Source organism: Adlercreutzia faecimuris (genome assembly GCF_022669055.1).
GTDB classification, from domain to species: domain Bacteria; phylum Actinomycetota; class Coriobacteriia; order Coriobacteriales; family Eggerthellaceae; genus Enterorhabdus; species Enterorhabdus faecimuris.
The window spans coordinates 1,166,240-1,187,850 of the sequence record NZ_JAJMLW010000001.1; the positions used below are offsets into that span (position 1 = coordinate 1,166,240).

Below are 21,611 nucleotides of genomic sequence, written 5' to 3' on the forward strand. Positions count from 1 at the left end.
GAGAGAGGAACCCGCCATGCACACCTACCGTCCCCGGGGCGTCTGCTCCAAGGCCATCGACGTCGAGCTCGACGGCGACACGATCAGGCAGATCCGCTTCACCGGCGGCTGCGACGGCAACCTGAAGGCCATCGCCAAGCTCGTGGCCGGCCAGCCCGTCGACGACGTGGTGGCGCTCCTGCGCGGCAACACCTGCGGCCCGCGCTCCACCTCCTGCGCCGACCAGCTCACCTACGCTTTGGAGGAGGCCCGCGCCCAGGCCTAGGGGCCCTCGGCGCCCGCGTCCCGGCGCCGCGCCGCGGCGCGTCTGTGGCGGCCGCGCGAATTCCCCCCGAATGGGGCGAAATTCTCGAATACCCCCCGCGTAGCCGTGATATACTAGCCAAACTTGCGGAAAACCCGCAGGAGGAAGTATCTGTTGGCCCCCGAGACATGTTTTATTGACCGTCCTGAGCAAGCTCGTGCAAGCGAACATGGCAAGCATCAATCAATCATGACGAAGGGTCCCCAGAATGTAATGTTCGAAAGGGGTCCGTTTTGACCGAAATCAAGAACACGTCCGTAATCGACTTCTCCGACATCTCCGACGAGCAGATGAACGAGATGATCGACGGCACGCTGACCGACTTCGACGAGGGCGATCTCGTCGACGGCACCGTCGTCAAGCTGGAGCACGATGAGGTGCTCGTGGACATCGGCTTCAAGAGCGAGGGCGTCATCCCCTCCCGCGAGCTGTCCATCCGCAAGGACGCCGACCCGGCCGACATCGTCAGCCTGGGCGACAAGATCGAGGCCCTGGTCCTTCAGAAGGAGGACAAGGACGGACGCCTGATCCTCTCCAAGAAGCGCGCCGAGTACGAGCGCGCCTGGATCCGCGTCGAGGAGAAGTTCAAGGCCGGCGAGGTCGTCACCGGCGAGGTCATCGAGGTCGTCAAGGGCGGCCTGATCCTCGACATCGGCCTGCGCGGCTTCCTGCCGGCGTCGCTCGTCGACCTGCGCCGCGTGAAGGACCTCGATATGTACCTGGGCACCGAGATCGAGGCCCGCGTCATCGAGATGGACCGCAACCGCAACAACGTCGTGCTGTCCCGCCGCGTGCTGCTGGAGGAGGGCCGCAAGAACGAGCGCGCCGAGATCCTCTCCAAGCTGTCGAAGGGCATGCGTCTCAAGGGCACCGTCTCCTCCATCGTGGACTTCGGCGCCTTCGTGGACCTGGGCGGCATCGACGGCCTGGTGCACATCTCCGAGCTGTCCTGGAACCACGTCAACCACCCCTCCGAGGTCGTCAAGGTGGGCGACGAGGTGGAGGTCGAGGTGCTCGACGTCGACCTGCAGCGTGAGCGCATCTCGCTCGGCCTCAAGCAGACCACGCCCGACCCGTGGATCAAGCTCGTCGAGTCCTACCCGGTGGGCACCATCGTCGACGGCAAGGTCACCAAGATCGTGCCCTTCGGCGCGTTCATCGCGCTCGGCGACTCCATCGAGGGCCTGGTGCACATCTCCGAGATGGCCGGCCGCCACATCGACACCCCGGCGCAGGTCGTCAAGGCCGGCGACGAGGTCAAGGTCAAGGTCATGGAGATCAACCCGGATCGTCGCCGCATCTCCCTGTCGATGAAGGCTGCCGCCGAGGAGCTCGGCTACGAGATCGAAGTGGACGAGTCCATCCAGGCCGAGGAGCGCCCGGCCAAGCGCAAGAAGGATCGCGCCGAGAAGCCCGAGGCCGCTGCCGAGGAGACGGCTGCCGAGTAGGCTGCGCTTCAAGCTGAACCCTGAGGAGGGGCGGGGCCTGGTGCCCCGCCCCTCTCTTTTCGCCCGGATTCCGCAAATTCGGACGGTTTTGCACCGGCGGCCCGGCGAAAATGGGGCTCTCCGGGCTGTTTGGCGGCGTTTTGCGCCGGTTGACCGGCGTTTTGCCCAGCCAGCGCCAACCCGGGGAGTGCATAACCGTCCGGATTTGCAGGCGGAGGCGGTTTTTCCGAGGAAAGGGGGAGAGATGCCCGGTTCGCAGACGACCGACGCGCCGCGTGGGCGCGTGGCGCTGGGGATGAGCGGGGGCGTGGACAGCTCGGTGGCCGTGGCGGCGCTCGCGGCCGAGGGCTACGAGGTCGTCGGCGTCACCCTCGTGCTGCGCGATGCGCCCGATGCCCGCGACGCGGCCCGCGCCGCCGCAAAGGTGTGCGCCCGCCTCGGCGCCGAGCACCGCGTGGTCGAGGCCGCGGCTGCCTTCGACGCAGCCGTGGTGGCGCCCTTCGCCGCGGCCTACGGCGCCGGCCTCACGCCGAGCCCGTGCGTGGGCTGCAACGCCGCGGCGAAGCTGCCGCTCCTGCTGGCCGCCGCCGACGAGGCGGGCTGCGCCCACGTGGCGACGGGCCACTACGCGCGCGTGGGAGCGCTCGCCGACGGGCGCTACGCCGTGCTGGCCGGGCTCGACCACGGCAAGGACCAGAGCTACATGCTGGCCGCCCTCACCCAGGGCCAGCTCGCGCGGCTCGTGCTGCCGCTCGGCGGCATGACGAAGCTGGCGGTGCGCGCCGCCGCGGCCGAGATGGGCCTGGCCTGCGCCGACGCCCCCGAGAGCCAGGACATCTGCTTCGCGCCGGCGGGCTACCGCGCGCTCCTGGCCGAGCGCGGCGTGCGCGCCGAGCCCGGCCCCATCCTGACGCGCGACGGGCGCGAGGTCGGCCGCCATACGGGGCTTTCCGACTACACGGTGGGCCAGCGCAAGGGCATCGGCGTGGCGGGCCCCGAGCCCTACTACGTGCTGGAGAAGCGTCTCGCCGACAACGCGCTGGTGGTGGGCCCGGCGGCTGCCGCCGTCATGGGGCGCGCGGAGGTCGGGCCCGTCAACTGGCAGGCCGTCGCCGGGCTGGACGCGCCGGCCGACGCCATGGTGAAACTCCGTTACCGCGCGCCGGCCGTTCCGTGTATCATTGTCCCCAGAGTTGGAGGCGGGGCGACCGTCCGGCTGCGCGAGCCGCAGCCCCTCACGGCGCCTGGCCAATGGGCCGTGTTCTACCAGGGCTCCACCGTGCTGGGGGGCGCCGTGATCGAGGAGGTAGGGTAGATGAGGAAGATATTCGTGGTCGGCGGCATGGGCGCCGGCAAGTCCACGGCGCGCCAGGCCCTGGTCGATGCGGGGCTGCCCTTCATCGACCTGGACCAGGTGGGCCATCAGGTGCTCAAGTGGGACACGGTGAAGGAGGAGCTGGCCGAGACCTTCGGCGACGACGTCATCGGCGAGGACGGCGAGGTCGTCCGCAGCCTCGTGGCCGCCCGCGCCTTCGTGTCGCCGGCTGAGACGCGCAAGCTCAACCGCATCACCATGCCGCGCATCGAGGAGGTCTACACCGACACCCTGGCCGAGCTCGAGGCCGCGGGCAACGACGCCGTGGTGGTGGAGTACTCCGTCTTCAAGAACCGCGAGATGTCGCTGGCGTATTCCGCCGACGTGGTGCTGGCCGTGCTGGCCCCGCTCGACCTGCGCATCGAGCGCGCCGTGGCGTCCGGCTTCGACGAGGCTGACGTGCGCCGCCGCATCGCCCGCCAGATCACCGACGCCGACCGCATCGAGGCCTCCGACGTCGTCTTCAACAACGACGGCACCAAGGAGGAGCTCCATAACAAGGTCCTCGCCTGGTGGGAAGGCTACCAGGCGTCCCTGTAGCGCCTTCGCAACGACTTTTCCCATCCCGCTTTCCTCGCGGCGGCAGTATGGTATAGTAGAACAACTGTACGTTTATGCTGCGATGAGGAGGCGGGATGGCTCATCTTTCCAACCTGGAGGGCGTGGCCATGGAGGGCAAGCTGCCGGAGGTGCGGCTGGCCTCCACGCCGCTTAAGGTGGTGTCGCCCTTCGAGCTGTCGGGCGACCAGCCCCAGGCGGTGGAGAAGCTGGCGGCCGGCATAGAGGAGGGCCTGCGCTACCAGACGCTCCTGGGCGTCACCGGCTCGGGCAAGACCTTCACCATGGCCAAGACCATCGAGGCGGTGCAGAAGCCCACGCTCGTCATGGCGCCCAACAAGACGCTCGCGGCGCAGCTGGCCGCCGAGCTCAAGGAGTTCTTCCCCGACAACGCCGTCGTCTACTTCGTGTCCTACTACGACTACTACCAGCCCGAGGCCTACGTGCCGGCGTCGGACACCTTCATCGAGAAGGACGCCTCCATCAACGAGGAGGTGGAGAAGCTGCGCCATGCGGCCACGAGCGCGCTGCTGTCCCGGCGCGACGTGATCGTGGTGGCGTCGGTGAGCTGCATCTACGGCATCGGCAGCCCCATGGACTACGCGGGCATGGCCGTGTTCGTCGACAAGGAGGTGCCGGCCGACCGCGACGACGTGATCCACGACCTCATCGACATCCAGTACGACCGCAACGACTACGAGCTCAAGCGCGGCACGTTCCGCGTGCGCGGCGACGCGCTCGACGTGTTCCCGCCCTACGCCGACAACCCGCTGCGCATCGAGTTCTGGGGCGACGAGGTCGAGGAGATCGCCGAGGTCGACCACGTCACCGGCGAGGTCCTGCAGACCTACGAGGCGCTGCCCATCTGGCCGGCGTCGCACTACGTCACCGCGCGCCCCAAGATGGACCGCGCCATCCACACCATCCAGGACGAGCTGCGCGAGCGCCTGCAGCAGTTCAACGAGGACGGCAAGCTGCTCGAGGCCCAGCGCCTGGAGATGCGCACCAACTACGACCTGGAGATGCTCGAGACCATGGGCTTCTGCTCCGGCATCGAGAACTACTCGCGCCACCTCGACGGCCGCGAGCCGGGCGAGCCGCCCTACACGCTCATCGACTACTTCCCGAGCGACTTCCTCTGCATCATCGACGAGTCCCACGTCACCGTGCCGCAGATCCGCGGCATGCACGAGGGCGATCGCTCGCGCAAGATCACCCTGGCTGAGCACGGGTTCCGCCTGCCGAGCTGCCTGGACAACCGGCCGCTGCGCTTCGATGAGTTCGAGGCGCGCGTGCCCCAGTTCGTCTACGTGTCGGCTACGCCGGGCGACTACGAGGAGAAGGTGTCCCAGGCCCAGGTGGAGCAGATCATCCGCCCGACGGGGCTTCTGGATCCCGAGATCATCGTGCGCACGAGCGCGAGCCAGATCGACGACATCATCGACGAGGCGAAGGACCGCGCCGCCCGCGACGAGCGCGTGCTCATCACCACGCTCACCAAGAAGATGGCCGAGGACCTGACCGACCACCTGCTCGACCAGGGGGTGCGGGCGCGCTACATGCACTCCGACATCGCCACGCTCGAGCGCGTGGAGATCCTCTCGGCCCTGCGCCGCGGCGAGTTCGACGTGCTGGTGGGCATCAACCTGCTGCGCGAGGGGCTCGACCTGCCCGAGGTGTCGCTCGTGGCCATCCTCGACGCCGACAAGGAGGGCTTCCTGCGCAACCACCGCTCGCTCATCCAGACCATCGGGCGCGCGGCCCGCAACGTGTCGGGCCAGGTCATCATGTACGCCGACCGCATCACCGACTCCATGGACCGCGCCATCACCGAGACGCGGCGCCGCCGTGAGATCCAGATGGCCTACAACGAGGAGCACGGCATCGAGCCGCAGACCATCCGCAAGGCCATCAACGACATCATGGGCTACGTCGCCGACGAGGCGGGCTCGGTGACGGCCGAGCAGGTGAACAAGGAGCTCGCGGAGCTGTCGCGCGAGGAGGTGCTGCGCATCATATCGTCGATGGAGGACGACATGGCCGCGGCCTCGCGCGACATGGACTTCGAGGAGGCCGCGCGCCTGCGCGACCAGGTGGTGAAGCTGCGCGCGAGCGTCGAGGGCCAGAGCGAGGACGACGTGCTGAAGGATCTCAAGAGGACGGCGCGCAAGGGCAGCGCCTACGGCAACCGCAAGCACGCCGCCTACGGCAGCGCCCGCCGCTCGTAGGCGCCGCTGCGCCTGGCGTGCGGACGGAAGGGGCAGCCGTGGCGGCGGCGTTCGGTGTTGGCGTGAGGATGGGGCGGCGCGGGCGACCTGGGGGCGTTTGTTGCGCTAAGCTGGGACTCGGCAGACACGAGCGCGCCCGCCGCGCCTGAAGGAGACATCCATGATCGACGAGATACAAGTGGAGAACGTGGCCCTCATCCGGTCGGCGTCCATGGCGCCCTCGGCGCGCCTCACGGTGCTCACGGGCGAGACGGGCGCCGGCAAGACGGCGCTGCTCTCGGCGGCGAAGCTGCTCATGGGCGCGCGGGCCGACAAGGGCGCCGTGCGCGAGGGGAGCGACGCGGCCGTGGTGCGCGGGCGCTTCTTCCTGCGTGCGGGCGCGGACGACGCGGCGGATGCACGCGGCGCGGGCGCAGATGGCGTGGCGGGCGACACGGGCGACGATGCGGCGGCCGATGCGGCAGGCGGCGCGGACGCGACCGACACGGGCGGCGTCGACGGCGAGGAGGAGCTGGTCGTCGCGCGGCGGCTCTCGGCCGACGGGCGCTCGCGGGTCACGCTGAACGGCGCGCTGGCCAGCGTGGCTGAGCTGGCCGGGCGCGTGGGCCCCTCCATCGACCTGTGCGGCCAGCACGAGCACCAGGCCCTCATGAGCCCGGCGGCCCACGGCCGCCTGCTCGACGCCTGGGGCGGCGCGCCTGTCGCCGAGGCGGCCGGCGCCTACCGCGCGGCCTTCGCCGAGGCCACCGAGGCGAGCGCCGCCTACGAGCGCGTCTGCGAGGCGGCCAGCGCCTCGGAGGCGGCGCTTGACGAGGCGCGCTTCACCCTGTCCCAGATCGACGCCGTGGCGCCCCAGGAGGGCGAGTACGAGGAGCTGATGGCCTACCTGGCCAAGACCGAGAACGCCGAGGCGCTGGCCCGGGCCGCCCACGGCGCGAGCGACGCGCTGGCGGGGGAGGGCGGCGCGCTCGACGCCCTGGGCTCGGCCGCGGCGCTGCTCGAGGACGCGGCGCGCTTCGACGAGGCCCTCGGCGCCTACGCCCAGTCGCTGCGCGAGGCCGGCTTCATCGTCGAGGACGTGTCCCGCGACATGGCCTCCTACGCCGAGGACGTGGAGTTCGACCCCGCCGAGCTCGCCGCCGCCCAGGAGCGCGCCGCCGCCTTCCAGGGCCTTCTGCGCAGCTTCGGCCCGCGCCTCGAGGACGTGACGGCCCGCCGCGAGGAGGCGGCCGAGCTGGTGGCGTCGGTGGACGACGCCGACGGCCGCCGCCGCGCCGCCGCCGAACGGGTGGAGCGTGCCGAGGAGGCCCTCGCCGCCGCGGCGGCCGCCCTGCACGAGGCCCGCGCCGCGGCCGCTCCGGCGCTGGCCGAGGCCGCGACGGCGGTCATGGGGCGCCTGGAGATGGGCACCGCGGCCCTCGAGTGCCGCGTCGAGCTGCTCGGCCGCGACCGCTGGTCGAAGGCGGGCCCCGACGCGGTGGAGCTGTTCTTCCGCCCGGGAGCCGGCATGCAGGCGCGCCCGCTCGCTCGCATCGCGTCGGGCGGCGAGGTGAGCCGCGTCATGCTGGCCGTCAAGGTGGTGCTCGGCGCCCACGACGAGGTGGACACCCTCATCTTCGACGAGGTGGACGCCGGCGTGGGCGGCGCCACGGCCGTGGCGCTCGCCAAGGTGCTCGCCGACCTGTCCCGCACCCACCAGGTCATCGTCGTGACGCACCTGGCCCAGGTGGCTGCTCGGGCCGACGTCCACTACGTGGTGGAGAAGTCGGACGGCGACGCCCCCGAGACGGCCCTGCGCGAGGTGGCCGGCGCCGAGCGTGAGGCCGAGCTGGCCCGCATGCTGTCTGGCGACGCCACCGAAGCCTCCCTCGCCCACGCCCGGGAGCTGCTGGCGGCCGCCCGGCCCTAGCACACGCGAAAGGCCCCGCCGGCACAGCCGACGGGGCCTCGTCATTCCACTCGCAAGGCCCCGCCGCCGTGGCCGACGGGGCTGATCGCGCTACATGTCCGCGGGGTCGTTGTAGGCCAAGAGCTCGTCGATGGTGATGAAGCGATAGCCCTGCTCCCTGAGGTAGGGGAGCGCCTGGCGCAGGGCCTCCACCGTCTGGGAGCGGTCGCCGCCGCCGTCGTGCATGAGGATGATGCTGCCGGGCTTGGCCTGCTTGATGCGGTCGGCGATGGCCTGGGCGCCGGGGCGGCGCCAGTCCTCGGTGTCGATGTTCCAGCCGATCTCCGCCGTGATGTGGGGCTGCAGGATCTGCGCCGTCTCGGCGCTGAAGTTGCCGCCCGGCGTGCGGAAGGCGTGGCTTGCCGGCGCGCCGGTGGCCGCCTCGATGGCCTCGTAGCCCTTCAGCACCTCGTCCACCTGCTCCTGGGCCGTCTGGCGCCCCATGTCCACGCCGCGGCCGTCGCCGGCGCTCGCGTGGTCGAAGCTGTGGCTGCTGATCTGGTGGCCGGCCGCCGCCGCGCGCTTGACGGACTCGGCGTTGCCGCCGCTGATCTGCTGGCCGATGGTGAAGAACGTGGCCTTGGCCCCGTTCTGGTCGAGGATGTCGAGGATGGCGTCGGTCGACTCGGGCCAGGGGCCGTCGTCGAAGGTGAGGGCCACCACCTTGTCGCCGGCGGTGTCGGCGTTGTACTTCTTCACCACCTCGGCGACGGGCTCGGTCACCACCTCGTCGACCGTGATGCCCGACACGCTGCCGGTGCGGCGCAGCGACGTGCCCGCGGCGCCCGTGCCCTCGTAGGCGTGGATGGCGCCCACGCCCTCGAACCCGATGGTCGGCGGCGCGGCCACCTCCTCCTCGGCGTAGTCCTCGGTGTCGTCGGCGCCGTCGGTGACGGAGATCGCCGCGTCGCGCGGCAGCCGAGCGGCGCCGTCGGCGAAGGGCTCGCCGTTGACCTGCGCGGTGAAGCGCTTGCCGCCGCCCTCCTGCAGCAGGCTGCCGTCCACGGCCAGCAGGTCGCCCGGCGCGGGCGCCACGGTGCCGTCGGCGATGAGCTTGTCGATGCTCGTGTCGGAGGGCACCTGGATGGTCTGCCCGTTGACCGTGAGGCTCATGACCGGCGGGTTGAGAAGCAGGTAGGCGCCTGCGCCCACGACCGCGATGACGAGCGCCGCCGCGATGAGGGCGCCCCTGGAGGGCCGCCGCGGCCGGTTGCGCCGGCGCACGTCGGGCAGGGCGACCGCGCCGTCGCGGGCCCCCTGGAGGCGCGGGGTGGGGCTGGCGCCGCGCAGGGGCTCGTCGCCGTCGGCGCGCGGGATCACCCGGGCGTGAGCGGTGTCCACGCCGATGACCGGGGTGGATCCGGTGACGCCGGGCTGGATGACGATGCCGCCCGGCACCGCGCCGCCGACGCCGGCGTCCTCTGCGTCGGGGCGGGCGCTCACGGTGACCCGGTCGCGCGGGTTGCCCGGCACGGCGCCCGCGGGCTGGCCCTGGGGCGCCTCGTCGACGAACTCGAAGGCCTCCTCGGCACCGGCCCACGCGGCCGCGCCGTCCTGGGCGTGGGGCGCCTCGGCGGCCGGGCCGGCCGTCGGGACGTCGTCGGGAGTGCCGGCCTGGCGGGCGGCATCCTGCGCGGGCGCGGCGTGGGCGGCGTGACGCGGGCGGGGGGCGCCCGCGTCCACGGGGGCGGCGTAGCGCCCGCGCCGGGCACGCGGGTTGTTCTGAGGGTAGGGCTGGGACATGCTGTTCTCCTGGGGGGGCCGGCGATGCCACGCCGGTATCTAAGGGCTAACTTTCGCCATTCAAGCACGTTATCGGGGCGCTTTCCACCCCTTGGGCAAAAAGACGCAAAAAGGGGAAGAAAATTAAGGAATACCAGGCGTTTCCGGGCTCCCTCGATCCCGCAGGGCCCTGGGGGCGCCCTCCCTGCGCCGACCCGTTGCCGAAACGACCCCTTGCACGCCTGCCGTGATGTGCTAAAGTGCCCTCAGCAATTGAATACCTCAAACCGATGAGGCGAAGGTCAAGCCATCAGAGCACTCACAGAGAGCGGGCGCAGCTGGGATTCCCGTAGTAACGCTGGATGGTAAATGGGTCGCCGAGGGAAAGGGGAAAGGCCGCGGGCGCTGGCGCCGGGGGCCGAGTATCCGGACCGTGAGCCTGCGTTAAGGGCAGAGCGTGTGATGGCATGCTCATGAGGGGGTTCGCGCAAGCGAGCCAATTAAAGGTGGCACCGCAGATCAAGGGATCTGTCCTTTAAGCAAAGGACGGATCCCTTTTGTTTTGCGGGGGTCATCGCCGGAAAGCCAGCGGCGCGTCGGAGGGGATGCAATTGCGATCGAGGGGCCCGCCCATCGGGGGCGGGCACGTACGAGGCGGCCGGACGGGCCGCCGGAAGGGAGATCGCCATGACCGATGCCAACGCCGTTTCCGCCGAGGACGCCCCGAAGGGCGCCCTGCGCACCCCCGCGGCCGCCGCCGAGCCGACGGGCGCGCTGCGCCAGGCCGCCGCCGCCGCGCCGGACGCGCCGGCCGCCGCCCGCGCCCCGCGCGCCGCGGCCGACCGCGCGTCCGGGGGCCTCGCCATCCAGGACCTCATCCTGGTGGCGGTGCTGCTGGCCGCCGGCGCGGTGCTCAAGCTCACCGTCGCCAGCTTCTTCAGCTTCGCCGGCATGAAGCCCAACTTCATCATCGCCATGTACTGCCTGGCCATCATCCTGGTGCGCCCCAACATCGCCCAGGCGGCCGTCATCGGCCTCATCGCCGGCCTCATCTGCCAGATCCCCATGCTCAACGCCACCCCGTGGGTCAACGTCCCCGCCGAGGTGCTGGGCGCGCTGGCCTGCGGCCTGCTCATCCGCGTCCCGATGCGCGTCGGCAAGGTCGACCTCAATCCGCTCGTGACGACGTTTTTGTCCACGGTGGTGTCGGGCTACACCTTCGCGCTCATCGTCGGCGTGGCCATGAACGGCCTGCCGCTCGTGGTGACGCTCGCCACCTACGCCGTCATGGTGCTGGGCACCGCGGCCGTCAACTGCGTGCTGGTGGCCGTCCTGACCCTGCCGCTGCGCAAGGTCCTCAAGCGCTAGGGAGGCGTCATGATCGAGTTTCGCGACTTCAGCTTCCGCTACCGGGAGGGGGACGCGCCGGTGGTGCGGGACGTGACGCTCACCATCCCGGACGGCTGCTTCGTGGGCATTACGGGCGCCGCCGGGTCGGGCAAGTCGACCCTCACCTACGCGGTGAACGGCATCATCCCGCACTGCTACCCCGGCGACTTCTACGGCGCGGTCACCGTGGAGGGCATGGACACCGTGGAGACCTCGCTCACCGACCTGTCGCGGGCGGTGGGCAGCGTCTGCCAGGACATCGACTCGCAGATGGTGTCGTCCATCGTCGAGGACGAGGTGCTCTACGGGCTGGAGAACTTCGGCGTGCCAAGGGACGAGGTGGAGGCGCGCCTGGCCGACGCGCTCGAGCTCATGGGCATCGCCGATTTGCGCCACCGCGCCATCGACAGCCTGTCGGGCGGCCAGAAGCAGAAGGTGGCCGTGGCCTCCATCATCGCCCTGCGCCCGCGGGTGCTCGTGCTCGACGAGCCCACGGCCGAGCTGGACCCGGCCTCGTCGGCGGCCGTGTTCGACCTGCTCGCCACCTACGCCCGCGAGCACGGCACGACGGTCATCGTGGTGGAGCAGAAGATAGCGCTCCTGGCCGAGCACGCCGACATGCTGGTGATCGTGGACGGCGGGCGCGTCCGCTTCGCCGGCGCGCCGGGCGAGGTGCTCGAGCACTCCGCCGAGCTGCTCGAGCTGGGCGTCAACTGCCCGCGCTCGACGAGCCTGGTGAACCGCCTGCGCGCCAGCGGGCTCTACGCCGGCCCGGCGGCCCGCGACGTGGCCGAGGCCGCGGCCGCCTGCCGGGAGGTGATCGCATGATCGAGTTCCGGAACGTGAGCGCGTCCTACGACGGCGAGCTGCCCGTGCTGCGGGACGTGAGCCTCACCATCCCCGACGGCGACTTCGTGGCCTTCGCCGGCACCAACGGCGCGGGCAAGTCCACCACGATGCGCCTCATCAACGGCCTGCTCAAGCCGACTTCGGGCGAGGTGCTCCTGGACGGCGTGCCCACCACGGCGCTGCGCACGAGCGAGGTGGCCCGCAAGGTGGGCTTCCTCTTCCAGAACCCCGACCGCCAGATCTGCCAGCCCACCGTGCGCGAGGAGCTGCTGTTCGGCTTCACCGCGGTGGGGGAGGGCGGCCCCGACGCCGAGGCGTGCGTGGACGCGATGATCGAGGCCTTCGGCTTCGACGCCGACGCCGAGCCCTTCCTGCTCAACCGCGGCACGCGCCAGCTGCTGGCGCTGGCGTCCATCATCGTGCGCGAGCCCGACGTGGTGGTGCTCGACGAGCCGACGACGGGGCTCGACTACCGCGAGTGCGCGAAGGTGATGGAGGCCGTGGGGCGCCTCAACGCCGCCGGGGCCACCGTCGTCATGGTGTGCCACGACATGGAGGTGGTGGGCGACTACGCGCGCCGGGTCATCGCCATGACCGCGGGCACCGTGGTCGACGACGGGCCCACCTTCAAGGTGCTGCGCCGGCCCGAGACCCTGCGCCGCGCCCACCTGCTGCCGCCCCAGGTGACCGAGGTGTCGATGCTGCTCGGCGCCGACCCGGCCCTGGCCGGCACGGCCGTGGCCCGCGCCGACACGCTCGACGAGATGGCCGCCGCGGTGGCGGCCCTGGCATCCGAGGCCGCCCGCGCGGCGGCCCGCGAGCGCGCCGCCCTGGGCGCGTGCGCGCCGATGGGAGGGGAGTAGCATGGCCGGCTTCCTCGAGTACGTCCCGGGCGAGAGCCTGCTGCATCGGATGAACCCGGTGGCCAAGCTGGCCTGCGCCCTCATCCTGTCCGTCGCCTGCTTCTGCACGGGCAACCTCGTCTTCCTGCTGGGCGTCGTCGTGCTGGACCTGGCGCTGGCCGCCAGCTGCTCGATGACGCGCCAGGCCCTCGGGCTCGCCCGGGCGGTGGCCGCCTTCTCGGCGGTGCTCGCGCTCATCGCGCTGCTCACCACGCCCGAGGGCGCCGTCTTGGCGCCGCTGCCCTGGGGATACGTCGGCACCGGGTCGGTGCTGGCGGCCGTGCGTATCATCGTGCGCCTGGTGGCCTGCGCCGTGCCGCTGTTCCTGGTGATGTACGTCACCCAGATGAACGACCTGGCCAACGCGCTGGTGAAGATGGCGCACGTGCCCTACCGCTACGCCTTCACGTTCACCTCCACCGTGCACTTCATCCCCGTGTTCATGAACGACATGGCCGGCATCATGGAGGCCCAGACGGCCCGCGGCGTGGAGTTCGACGGATCCTTCGCCAAGCGCCTGCGGCTCATGGCGCCCCTGTGCGTGCCGCTGCTGGTGAGCTCGGTGCGCAAGACGAACTCGGCCGCCATCGCCGCCGAGGTGCGCGGCTTCAACCTGCGCACGGCCGCGAGCGGCTACAAGACCTACCCGATGGCCGCCCGCGACTGGGCCGCCCTGGCCGCGTGCGTCCTCGTCCTGGCCGCCGCCATCGCGCTCAGCGCCCTGGGGATGTAGGCGGTCTGGCGGCCCGGGGCTCCGCGGGGATTTATTTGGTAGCATAGGCGTCTTCGGCGAGCGTGGTGCCGGGGCTTGTCCACAAAGCGAGTTCCGCAGCGACTGCGACAGCCCGGTGGGCTGTCGCACCAAGCGAGGACTGTCTGAGCGACTGGACATGCCCCGGCACCACGCGGACAGACGACGAAAGGACCTTCCATGCTCACCATCGGGTGCCACCTGTCCAGCTCCAAGGGCTACGAGGCCATGGCGGCCGCGGCGGCCTCCATCGGGGCGAACACCTTCCAGTTCTTCACGCGCAACCCGCGCGGGGGCAAGGCGAAGGCCCTCGACCCGGCGGACGTGGCCGCCTTCGGGCGGCGCGCGGCCGAGGAGGGCATCGACGTCATCCTGGCCCACGCCCCCTACACCTTGAACCCCGCGGCCGCCGACGAGCGCGTCCAGGACTTCGCCCGCGCCACCTTCGCCGACGATCTGGCCCGCATGGAGGCCACGCCCGGGCAGCTGTACAACTTCCACCCGGGGTCCCACGTCAAGCAGGGGGCCGACGCGGGCATCGCCAAGATCGCCGCGGTGCTCAACGAGGTGCTCGCACCCGGGCAGACCACTACGGTGCTCCTGGAGACCATGGCGGGGAAGGGCACCGAGGTGGGCCGCAGCTTCCAGGAGCTGGCCGCCATCATCGACCAGGTGGAGCTCGCCGAGCGGGTGGGTGTGTGCCTGGACACCTGCCACGTGTGGGACGCCGGCTACGACATCGCGGGCGACTTGGACGGCGTGCTGGGGGAGTTCGACCGCGTGGTCGGCCTGGATCGGCTGCGGGCGGTGCACCTCAACGACTCGATGAACCCGCTCGGCGCCCGCAAGGACCGCCACGCCGCCATCGGCGAGGGGTGCATCGGCTTCGACGCGCTGTCGGCCGTAACGCGCCACGAGGCCCTGCGCGACCTGCCGTTCTTCCTGGAGACGCCCCACGATGACCTGTCCGGCTACGCCGACGAGATAGCGCGCCTGCGCGAGGCCTGGGCCTAGCCGGGGCGCCCGCCCCCGCGCCCTGCCGCCCCGCGCCCGCCCTGCGCATCACGCCTCGTTCCGCCCTGCCCGCCCTGCGCCCCGCGGGGGTTGTCTGCCCTCCCCCGCGCGCCCCGCGTCCGCGGGGCGCGGGGCGCGGACCTGTGTTTTTCCGCGGAAACGCTTGCCAGCGGGGGTCACTTTAGGGAAGATGGATTGATCTGCCGGCGCCCCGGCGCCTCCCTCGGGAGGGACGCGGGCCCACCCGCGCCCGGCGCGGGCGCGGCAGCAGGACAACGGAAAGGTGACCCCTTGACGATAACGAGGTTCACGACGAGGCTGGTGGCCGTCATCACGGCCCTCGTGCTCGTCTGCTCCTGCCCCGGCTTCGCCACCGGCGCCGCCTGGGCCGACGAGGTGGACGACGCTCAGGCCGTGCTGGACGACGCCGAGGCCCGGATGCAGGAGCTCTCGGCCGAGTACGAGTGGCTCCAGGGGCAGGTCGACGAGCTCCAGGCCCAGGTCGACCAGGCCGCGGCCGATGCCCTGGAGGCCCAGGCCGAGGTGCTGGCCGGCCGCGCCGCGCTCGGCGCCACGGCCGCGTCGGAGTACCGCGGCGGCAGCTCGGTGTCGCTCCTGTCGGTGGTGCTGGAGTCCTCCAACCTCAACGACCTTCTGCGCAACGTCGAGTACGTCGGCCAGATCATGCAGTACCAGGCCGATGAGGTGCAGGCCCAGAAGGAGCGCAAGGAGCGCCTCGACGCCATCGCGGCCGACCTGAACGACAAGAAGGCCGCCCAGGAGCGCGCGCTGGCCGACCTGGAGCAGAAGAAGGCGGAGGCCTCCGAGGTGGTGGTCGCCGCCAGCGACCGGCTCGCCGACGCCAAGGCCGAGCAGGCCGCGCGCCTGGCCGAGCTGGAGCGCCAGGCCGCCGCCCTCGAGCAGGCGCGCCAGCAGGAGGCGGCCCCGGTGGTCGACAACGCCACCACCACCGGCCGCGACGAGGTGATCCCCGACACGTCCCCGGTCAAGCCCAACCCCGACACGTCGGCCCCCGGCTCCGGCTCGAGCGCGGGCGGCTGGCTCACCGGCATCGCGTCGGCCTACGGCGGGTCGTCGGACAAGACCACCCCCAACCCCGGCACGACGGCCAACGGCTCGGTCTGCGATGACTGGTCCATGGGCGTTGCCGTGCCGCTGTCGATGCCCAACTGCCGCAGCTACCTGGGCCGCACTGTCGAGATCTCCTACAACGGCATGACCGTCTACGCCACCGTCAACGACCTGGGCGGCATGGGCGGCAGCAGCCGCAAGCTCGACCTGCAGCCCGGTGTCTTCAAGGCCTTCGGCTTCAACACCTGCCAGGCCTGGGGCCTGCGCACCGTCAGCTACCGCTTCCTGTAGATAATCGCCCGCGCTCTGCAATTTCGGACGTTTTTGCACTCCTTTCGGAGCCCTTCCCGCGCGTCGTCGCGCGATCGCCGGGGTTTTGCCTGCAAAGAGCCGAGGCTAACTTCGCGAGGCCGCCTCGGACGCCGGAAGTCGGGTGCATAACCGCCCGGATTTGCGTTTCGGCGCGATAAATCCCCCGGCGCCCTCCATCTGCGCTATACTTCACGGTTACATGCGATGACGAAGACAGTGGCGCGCACCGCCCCGCCCCCAGAGAAGGGCCCCTTGGCTGAGAGGGCCCGGCCCGGGCAGCCCGCCAATTCCCTTCCGAGCAGCGTCCCTGAGAGCGGACGCCCCGCCGACGCGCGCCCCGCGGCCGCGCCCCGGGGCGAGACGGCCGGTAGGGGGCGACGGCCCGCCCCCGTCACCGGGCCCAAAGAGCGGGCGACGCCCGCGCCCCCGGGGCCCCGCCCCGCCGGCGCCGTCGCCAACCAGGGTGGTACCGCGAGAGCCTCCTCTCGTCCTTGGATCCGGATCCCGCATCCGCCAAGGGCGCGGGGAGGCTCTTTCACGTTGGAAAGGAAGGAAAGATGGCAATCACCGAGGAGCTGTCGGCGCTGCGCGACGACACGCTGGCCGCCATCGCCGCGGCCGGCACGACGGCGGCGCTGGAGGAGGTGCGCGTGGCCGTGCTGGGCAAGTCCGGCACGCTCACGGGCTACCTGCGGTCCATGGGCCAGGTGCCCAAGGAAGAGCGCGCCGCCGTGGGCAAGGCCGTGAACGAGGCCCGCGTGGCCGTGGAGGAGGCGCTCGGGGCGCGCAAGGCCGTCCTCGACGCCGCCGAGCTCGACGCCGCCATGGACGCGGCGGCCGTGGACGTGACGCTGCCGGGCCGCGTACAGCAGCGGGGCACCCGCCACCTCATCAACGGCATCATCGACGAGGTGTCCGAGATCTTCCTGGGGCTGGGCTACTCGGTGGCCGAGGGCCCCGAGGTCGAGACCGACTACTACAACTTCGAGGCCCTGAACGCCCCGGCCGACCACCCCAGCCGCTCGATGCAGGACACCTTCTACGTCCTCGACCGCTCGGGCGACGCGGCGCGGGTGCGCGGCGAGTCCGACGTGCTGCTGCGCACCCAGACCTCCGGCGTGCAGGTGCACTGCCTGGAGGACCAGGGCCTGCCCATCTACGTCATCGCGCCGGGCAAGGTGTACCGCCGCGACGTGGCCGACCCCTCGCACCTGCCCCAGTTCCACCAGATCGAGGGCCTGGTGGTGGACGAGGGCATCACCTTCGGCGATCTCAAGGGCACGCTCGACTACGTCTGCAAGCAGATCTTCGGCCCCGAGCGCAAGACCCGCTTCCGCGCCCACTACTTCCCGTTCACCGAGCCCTCGGCCGAGGTGGACGTGAGCTGCGGCATCTGCCACGGCGAGGGCTGCCGCATGTGCAAGGGCACCGGCTGGCTGGAGATCCTCGGCTGCGGCATGGTGGATCCCAACGTGCTGGAGATGAGCGGGGTCGACCCTGAGCGCTACTCCGGCTTCGCCTTCGGCATGGGCGTCGAGCGTATCGCCTGCCTCAAGTACAACGTCCCCGACCTGCGCATGCTGCTCGAAGGCGACATGCGCTTCCTGCGTCAGTTTTAATTTCGTGAGAAATTAAAACTGACTGTCGACGCTGCGGCCCCCCGCGGCCCCCCGCCTCGGGGTTTTCGTGCTTGCCCTCGCGTAACGAAGTACGCTCGGCCGCACGACACCCCGATGCGGGGCACCGCAGGGGCCCTCGCTGACTTCCTTAGGCGAACCAGTTTCCTCTCATTGCGAGAGGTATAAGAAAGGGAAGAAGAATGAGAGTATCCCTCAAGTGGCTTTCCGAGTACGTCGACGTGCCGGCGGACGTGAAGGCGCTCTGCGACAGGCTCGACCTGACCGGCACCGGCGTCGAGGGCGTCGAGAAGACGGGCGAGGCCTTCGACCACGTGGTGGTCGGCCACGTGCTCACCTGCGAGCCGCATCCCGACAGCGACCACATGCACGTGGTGACCGTGGACGTGGGCGCGGGCGAGCCCGTCCAGATCGTCTGCGGCGCGCCTAACATCGCGGCGGGCATCAAGGTGCCCGTGGCCTGCGTGGGCGCCGTGCTGCCCGGCGACGTGAAGATCAAGAAGTCCAAGCTGCGCGGCCAGGTCAGCTGCGGCATGTGCTGCTCCCAGCGCGAGCTGGGGATGGGGTCGGACCACGCCGGCATCTGGGTGCTGCCCGACGACGCGCCGGTGGGCGCCCCCATCGCCGACTACCTGAAGATGGGCGATACGGTGCTCGACCTGGAGATCACCCCCAACCGCCCCGACTGCCTGTCGATGACGGGCATGGCCCGGGAGCTGGGCGCCATGTACCAGGAGGAGGTGCGCGACCCGCTGGTCGCCATGGCGGCGCGGCTGCCCGAGGTCACCGCCGGCGACGACGTGGCCGGCACCGTGACGGTGGAGGTGGCCGACCCGGCCCGCTGCGCCCGCTACACCGCCCGCGTCATCGACAACGTGAAGGTGGGCCCGAGCCCCGACTGGCTGGCCGAGCGCGTGACCGCCGCCGGCGCGCGCTCCATCAACAACGTGGTCGACGTGACCAACTACATCCTGTTCCTGTTCGGCCAGCCGCTGCACGCCTTCGACTACGACCGCCTGGTCGGCGATGACGGCGTGGCCCGCGTCATCGTGCGGGCGGCCGGCGAGGGCGAGGCGTTCACCACCCTCGACGGAACCGACCGCGTGCTCACCCCCGACATGACCGTCATCGCCACGCCCGAGCGCGCCGTGGCGCTCGCCGGCGTCATGGGCGGGCTCGACAGCGAGGTGGAGGACGACACCGCCACGGTGCTCCTGGAGGCCGCCACCTTCGAGCGCGGCCGCACCTCGCGCACGAGCCGCAACCTGGGGCTCATCTCCGAGTCGTCCATGCGCTACGAGCGCGGCGTGGACGACAACCCCATCGACGTCATCTCCCAGGCCGCCGCGGCGCTCCTGGCCGAGGTGTCGGGCGGCACCGTGCGCCCCGGCGTCGTGGACGTGTGGGCCGAGCGCACGCTGCCCCGCGCCCTCGAGTTCCGCATCCCGCGCTTCTGCGCCATGATGGGCGCCGACATCCCGCGCGACTTCATCGCCGATGTCCTCGCCCGCCTGGGCTGCGAGGTGGCCGTGACCGCCGACGCCGACGTGCTGGCCGTCACGGCGCCCACCTTCCGCCCCGACCTGGAGCGCGAGATCGACCTGTACGAGGAGGTGCTGCGCCTGTGGGGGATGGACCGCATCCCCGCCACGCTGCCCGGCAGCCCCAAGCGCGTCGGCACGCGCACCGAGGCCGAGCGCACGGTGGCGCTCGTGAACGAGACGCTGCGCGCCGCCGGCCTCAACGAGACGATGACCTACTCCTTCGCCGAGCCGGCCGACCTCGAGCGCCTGCGCCTGCCCGCCGAGGGCCTGGGCGAGCCGGTGGAGCTGCTCAACCCGCTCAACGCCGAGCAGTCCGTCATGCGCCAGTCCATCGTGCCGGGGCTTCTGCGCTCGGTGTCCTACAACCTGGCGCGCGGCGTGGCCGACGTGCAGCTCTACGAGGCGGGCACCGTGTTCGCCGCCGCCGAGGGCCGCAAGAAGCCCAAGGAGCGCAAGCGCGTGGCCGGCGTGCTGGCCGGCGCCATGGGCGACGCGGCGTGGAACCGCCCGCGCGTGCCCTTCGACTTCTTCGACGGCAAGGGCGTGCTGGAGAGCCTGGCCCGCGAGCTGGCGCTGCCCAAGGTGCGCTTCCGCGCGCTCGCGCCCGACGAGGCGCTGCACCTCCAGCCCGGCCGCGCGGCCGAGATGATGGCCGACGGCGCCGTCATCGGCTGGGTGGGCGAGCTGCACCCGCTGGCGGCGCGTGCCTTCGACATCGAGGTGCCCGTGACCGTCTTCGAGCTCGACCTGGGCGCGCTCGTCAAGGCCGCCCGCCCGGCGCGCCCCTACGTGGACGTGCCGGCGTTCCCGCCCGTGTCGGTGGACGTGGCGCTCGTGGTGGACGAGGGCGTCACCCACGAGCGGCTCGTGCAGTGCATGACCTCGGCCGGCGGCAGGCTCTTGGAGGACGTGCGCCTGTTCGACGTGTACCGCGACGAGGAGCGCGTCGGCGCCGGCAAGAAGTCGATGGCCTACAGCCTGACCTACCGCGCCCCCGACCGCACCCTCACCGGCGAGGAGGTGGAGAAGGCCCACGCGCGCCTCATCGCCAAGGTCGAGAAGGCCACCGGCGCCGAGGTCCGCGGCTAGCGAAGGCGAGGGCGCGGCGCTAAGGTTGCCGCGCTTCCAGGCCGCACCCGCGAGGCGGTCGCCCTCCCGGCGGCCGCCTTTTTCACGCCGCGGGGCGGGACAATAAGCTACGTCCCCGTCGTCCTGCCCTGCCCCGCCCTGCCTTTTGGTGAGATCGCCGCTTTTTGTCCTTCGGGGTGGACAAAAAGCGGCGATCTCGCATTTGGGTGGACAAAAAGGCGAGATCTCACCGTTCGCGGGCGGGGGAGGGGAGGAGGCTCGCCGCGCCCCGAGACTGTGACCTGGCAAAACGCAGCGGCGAGGCGGGGCGCCCCGGAAAACCGGCGCCCGAATTCCGCGAGATCGCCGTTTTTTGTCCAGCGGGTGCAGGGCGGCAGCGCCGGCGAGCGCGGGATGGGCGCGGGGCGGGCACGGGGTGGGCGCGGCGGGCGACGGGTGGGCGCGGGGCCAGCGGCCGCGGCGGCGAGCGGGCGCTGGGCGGCGGGTGCAGGGCGGCGGGTGCAGGGCGGGCGACGGGCGGCGTGGGGCGGCGCTGGCAGCGGGCGCCTCGGCGCCCCATGCCCGCGCCCGCCGCCCGCCTAGATCTCGATGGTCATGCCGTCCATCGCGGCCACCACGCGGCCGTCGTACTGGCGCAGGTAGTCGTTCAGCTCGGCCATGGTGATCGGCTCGTCGTAGTGCAGGCACATATGGGTGAGGTAGAGGGTGCCCGCGCCGAGCGCCAGGCCCTCCTCGATGCACTCCTGGACGGAGTGGTGGGCGTCGGGCGACCAGTTGCGCTTCCAGAAGGTGGCGTCCATGGCCAGGATGTCGCAGCCGCGCACGCGCTCGGCCGTCTCCGGCGGCAGGGCGGCCGTGTCGCTCGCGTAGAACATCCGCGTGGAGGGCGTCTCGATGAGGTAGCCGTAGGTGCCCGGCGCGTGGGCGACGGGGCAGGCGGTGTAGCGCACGCCGTCGAAGACGTGCTCGTCGAAGGGCGCCAGCACGTGCTCGTCCAGGCAGTAGTCCATGTAGTGGAACTCGCCGTTCACGCCGGCGAGCGCCTCGGCGCTGCCGAAGACGGGCAGCGGCCGCTTCTGCACCAGCTGCACCAGGTACTCGTACTCGCCCATCCCGCCGATGTGGTCGAAGTGGCAGTGGGTGAGCAGCACCTCGTCCACGCGGCGCACGTCCTCGCGGATGAGCTGGTGGCGCGCGTCGGGCGGCGTGTCGATGACGAGCGTCCGCTCGCCGCGCACCATGACGCCGCAGTCGCCGCGGGCCAGGCGCGGGTCGGCCCGGGCCTCCTCGCAGGCGGGGCAGTCGCAGAAGAACGACGGCACGCCGCAGCCGGCGGCGGTGCCCATGAAGGTGAAGCGGTGGTCGGTCATGGGGGAAGGGCCCTCTCTCCTCGGGTTTCTCGGGGCGATTATAGCGCCCGGGCCGCCGCCGGCCGCCCCAGGCGCCTTT

16 protein-coding genes are annotated in these 21,611 nt (G+C 71.4%); 14 read left to right on the plus strand and 2 right to left on the minus strand.

Going from position 1 to position 21,611, the window contains the following annotated elements:
- Window positions 1–16 precede the first annotated feature (16 nt).
- The 6 genes from LPT13_RS04420 (at window position 17) to recN (ending at window position 7,822) form a co-directional block, all read left to right on the plus strand.
- Window positions 17–265, plus strand: coding sequence for a TIGR03905 family TSCPD domain-containing protein (locus LPT13_RS04420; RefSeq protein WP_242163907.1), 249 nt, complete (start codon window positions 17–19; stop codon window positions 263–265).
- Between the two features lie 272 nt (window positions 266–537).
- Window positions 538–1,752, plus strand: a complete 1,215-nt coding sequence (rpsA, locus tag LPT13_RS04425; protein ID WP_242163909.1) for a 30S ribosomal protein S1 — start codon at window positions 538–540, stop codon at window positions 1,750–1,752.
- Between the two features lie 244 nt (window positions 1,753–1,996).
- Complete coding sequence (mnmA, locus tag LPT13_RS04430) at window positions 1,997–3,067, plus strand: tRNA 2-thiouridine(34) synthase MnmA (RefSeq protein WP_242163911.1); 1,071 nt, start codon at window positions 1,997–1,999, stop codon at window positions 3,065–3,067.
- Window positions 3,068–3,667: a dephospho-CoA kinase gene (gene coaE / locus LPT13_RS04435; protein WP_242163913.1), complete on the plus strand. Its 600-nt coding sequence runs from the start codon at window positions 3,068–3,070 to the stop codon at window positions 3,665–3,667.
- A gap of 95 nt (window positions 3,668–3,762) precedes the next feature.
- A complete protein-coding gene (uvrB, locus tag LPT13_RS04440) occupies window positions 3,763–5,913 on the plus strand; it encodes an excinuclease ABC subunit UvrB (protein ID WP_277926815.1) in 2,151 nt (716 codons plus the stop codon).
- Between the two features lie 160 nt (window positions 5,914–6,073).
- Complete coding sequence (gene recN, locus LPT13_RS04445) at window positions 6,074–7,822, plus strand: DNA repair protein RecN (RefSeq protein ID WP_242163915.1); 1,749 nt, start codon at window positions 6,074–6,076, stop codon at window positions 7,820–7,822.
- A 90-nt stretch (window positions 7,823–7,912) separates the two neighbouring features.
- Here the strand turns inward: recN and LPT13_RS04450 are convergent, their stop codons facing one another.
- Complete coding sequence (locus LPT13_RS04450; protein ID WP_242163917.1) at window positions 7,913–9,604, minus strand: polysaccharide deacetylase family protein; 1,692 nt, start codon at window positions 9,602–9,604, stop codon at window positions 7,913–7,915.
- Between the two features lie 666 nt (window positions 9,605–10,270).
- On the opposite strand from LPT13_RS04450, the gene LPT13_RS04455 reads away from it, so the two are divergent.
- The 8 genes from LPT13_RS04455 to pheT all read left to right on the plus strand — a co-directional run bounded on the left by LPT13_RS04455 (window position 10,271) and on the right by pheT (window position 20,162).
- Window positions 10,271–10,951, plus strand: coding sequence for a hypothetical protein (locus LPT13_RS04455; RefSeq protein ID WP_242163919.1), 681 nt, complete (start codon window positions 10,271–10,273; stop codon window positions 10,949–10,951).
- 9 nt (window positions 10,952–10,960) lie between these two features.
- Complete coding sequence (locus tag LPT13_RS04460) at window positions 10,961–11,800, plus strand: energy-coupling factor ABC transporter ATP-binding protein (RefSeq protein WP_242163921.1); 840 nt, start codon at window positions 10,961–10,963, stop codon at window positions 11,798–11,800.
- Window positions 11,797–12,684 (plus strand): energy-coupling factor ABC transporter ATP-binding protein, encoded by an 888-nt coding sequence (locus LPT13_RS04465; protein ID WP_242163924.1) that lies wholly within the window; start codon window positions 11,797–11,799, stop codon window positions 12,682–12,684. The genes LPT13_RS04460 and LPT13_RS04465 overlap by 4 nt, the downstream gene beginning before the upstream one ends.
- A gap of 1 nt (window position 12,685) precedes the next feature.
- Window positions 12,686–13,456, plus strand: a complete 771-nt coding sequence (locus tag LPT13_RS04470) for an energy-coupling factor transporter transmembrane component T family protein (RefSeq protein ID WP_242163926.1) — start codon at window positions 12,686–12,688, stop codon at window positions 13,454–13,456.
- 198 nt (window positions 13,457–13,654) lie between these two features.
- Window positions 13,655–14,488 carry a deoxyribonuclease IV gene (locus LPT13_RS04475; RefSeq protein ID WP_242163928.1) on the plus strand — a complete coding sequence of 278 codons (834 nt, stop codon included), beginning with the start codon at window positions 13,655–13,657 and terminating at the stop codon, window positions 14,486–14,488.
- Between the two features lie 291 nt (window positions 14,489–14,779).
- Window positions 14,780–15,871, plus strand: coding sequence for a PcsB-like coiled-coil domain-containing protein (locus tag LPT13_RS04480; protein ID WP_242163930.1), 1,092 nt, complete (start codon window positions 14,780–14,782; stop codon window positions 15,869–15,871).
- Window positions 15,872–16,449: 578 nt separating this feature from the next.
- Window positions 16,450–17,511, plus strand: coding sequence for a phenylalanine--tRNA ligase subunit alpha (pheS, locus tag LPT13_RS04485; RefSeq protein WP_242163932.1), 1,062 nt, complete (start codon window positions 16,450–16,452; stop codon window positions 17,509–17,511).
- 200 nt (window positions 17,512–17,711) lie between these two features.
- On the plus strand, window positions 17,712–20,162 hold the full coding sequence (pheT, locus tag LPT13_RS04490) for a phenylalanine--tRNA ligase subunit beta (RefSeq protein WP_242163934.1): 2,451 nt from the start codon (window positions 17,712–17,714) through the stop codon (window positions 20,160–20,162).
- Window positions 20,163–20,740: 578 nt separating this feature from the next.
- Here the strand turns inward: pheT and LPT13_RS04495 are convergent.
- Window positions 20,741–21,532, minus strand: coding sequence for an MBL fold metallo-hydrolase (locus LPT13_RS04495; protein ID WP_242163935.1), 792 nt, complete (start codon window positions 21,530–21,532; stop codon window positions 20,741–20,743).
- Between the last annotated feature and the right edge of the window lie 79 nt (window positions 21,533–21,611).

Excerpts from the sequence above, each read along its gene's own strand:
- mnmA (WP_242163911.1), top strand. The coding sequence starts at position 1,997 with ATGCCCGGTTCGCAGACGACCGACGCGCCGCGTGGGCGCGTGGCGCTG.
- LPT13_RS04495 (WP_242163935.1), bottom strand. The coding sequence starts at position 21,532 with ATGACCGACCACCGCTTCACCTTCATGGGCACCGCCGCCGGCTGCGGC.
- LPT13_RS04450 (WP_242163917.1), bottom strand. The coding sequence starts at position 9,604 with ATGTCCCAGCCCTACCCTCAGAACAACCCGCGTGCCCGGCGCGGGCGC.
- LPT13_RS04460 (WP_242163921.1), top strand. The coding sequence starts at position 10,961 with ATGATCGAGTTTCGCGACTTCAGCTTCCGCTACCGGGAGGGGGACGCG.
- LPT13_RS04475 (WP_242163928.1), top strand. The coding sequence starts at position 13,655 with ATGCTCACCATCGGGTGCCACCTGTCCAGCTCCAAGGGCTACGAGGCC.
- recN (WP_242163915.1), top strand. The coding sequence starts at position 6,074 with ATGATCGACGAGATACAAGTGGAGAACGTGGCCCTCATCCGGTCGGCG.
- LPT13_RS04420 (WP_242163907.1), top strand. The coding sequence starts at position 17 with ATGCACACCTACCGTCCCCGGGGCGTCTGCTCCAAGGCCATCGACGTC.
- LPT13_RS04470 (WP_242163926.1), top strand. The coding sequence starts at position 12,686 with ATGGCCGGCTTCCTCGAGTACGTCCCGGGCGAGAGCCTGCTGCATCGG.
- uvrB (WP_277926815.1), top strand. The coding sequence starts at position 3,763 with ATGGCTCATCTTTCCAACCTGGAGGGCGTGGCCATGGAGGGCAAGCTG.
- coaE (WP_242163913.1), top strand. The coding sequence starts at position 3,068 with ATGAGGAAGATATTCGTGGTCGGCGGCATGGGCGCCGGCAAGTCCACG.
- LPT13_RS04455 (WP_242163919.1), top strand. The coding sequence starts at position 10,271 with ATGACCGATGCCAACGCCGTTTCCGCCGAGGACGCCCCGAAGGGCGCC.
- pheT (WP_242163934.1), top strand. The coding sequence starts at position 17,712 with ATGAGAGTATCCCTCAAGTGGCTTTCCGAGTACGTCGACGTGCCGGCG.
- LPT13_RS04465 (WP_242163924.1), top strand. The coding sequence starts at position 11,797 with ATGATCGAGTTCCGGAACGTGAGCGCGTCCTACGACGGCGAGCTGCCC.
- pheS (WP_242163932.1), top strand. The coding sequence starts at position 16,450 with ATGGCAATCACCGAGGAGCTGTCGGCGCTGCGCGACGACACGCTGGCC.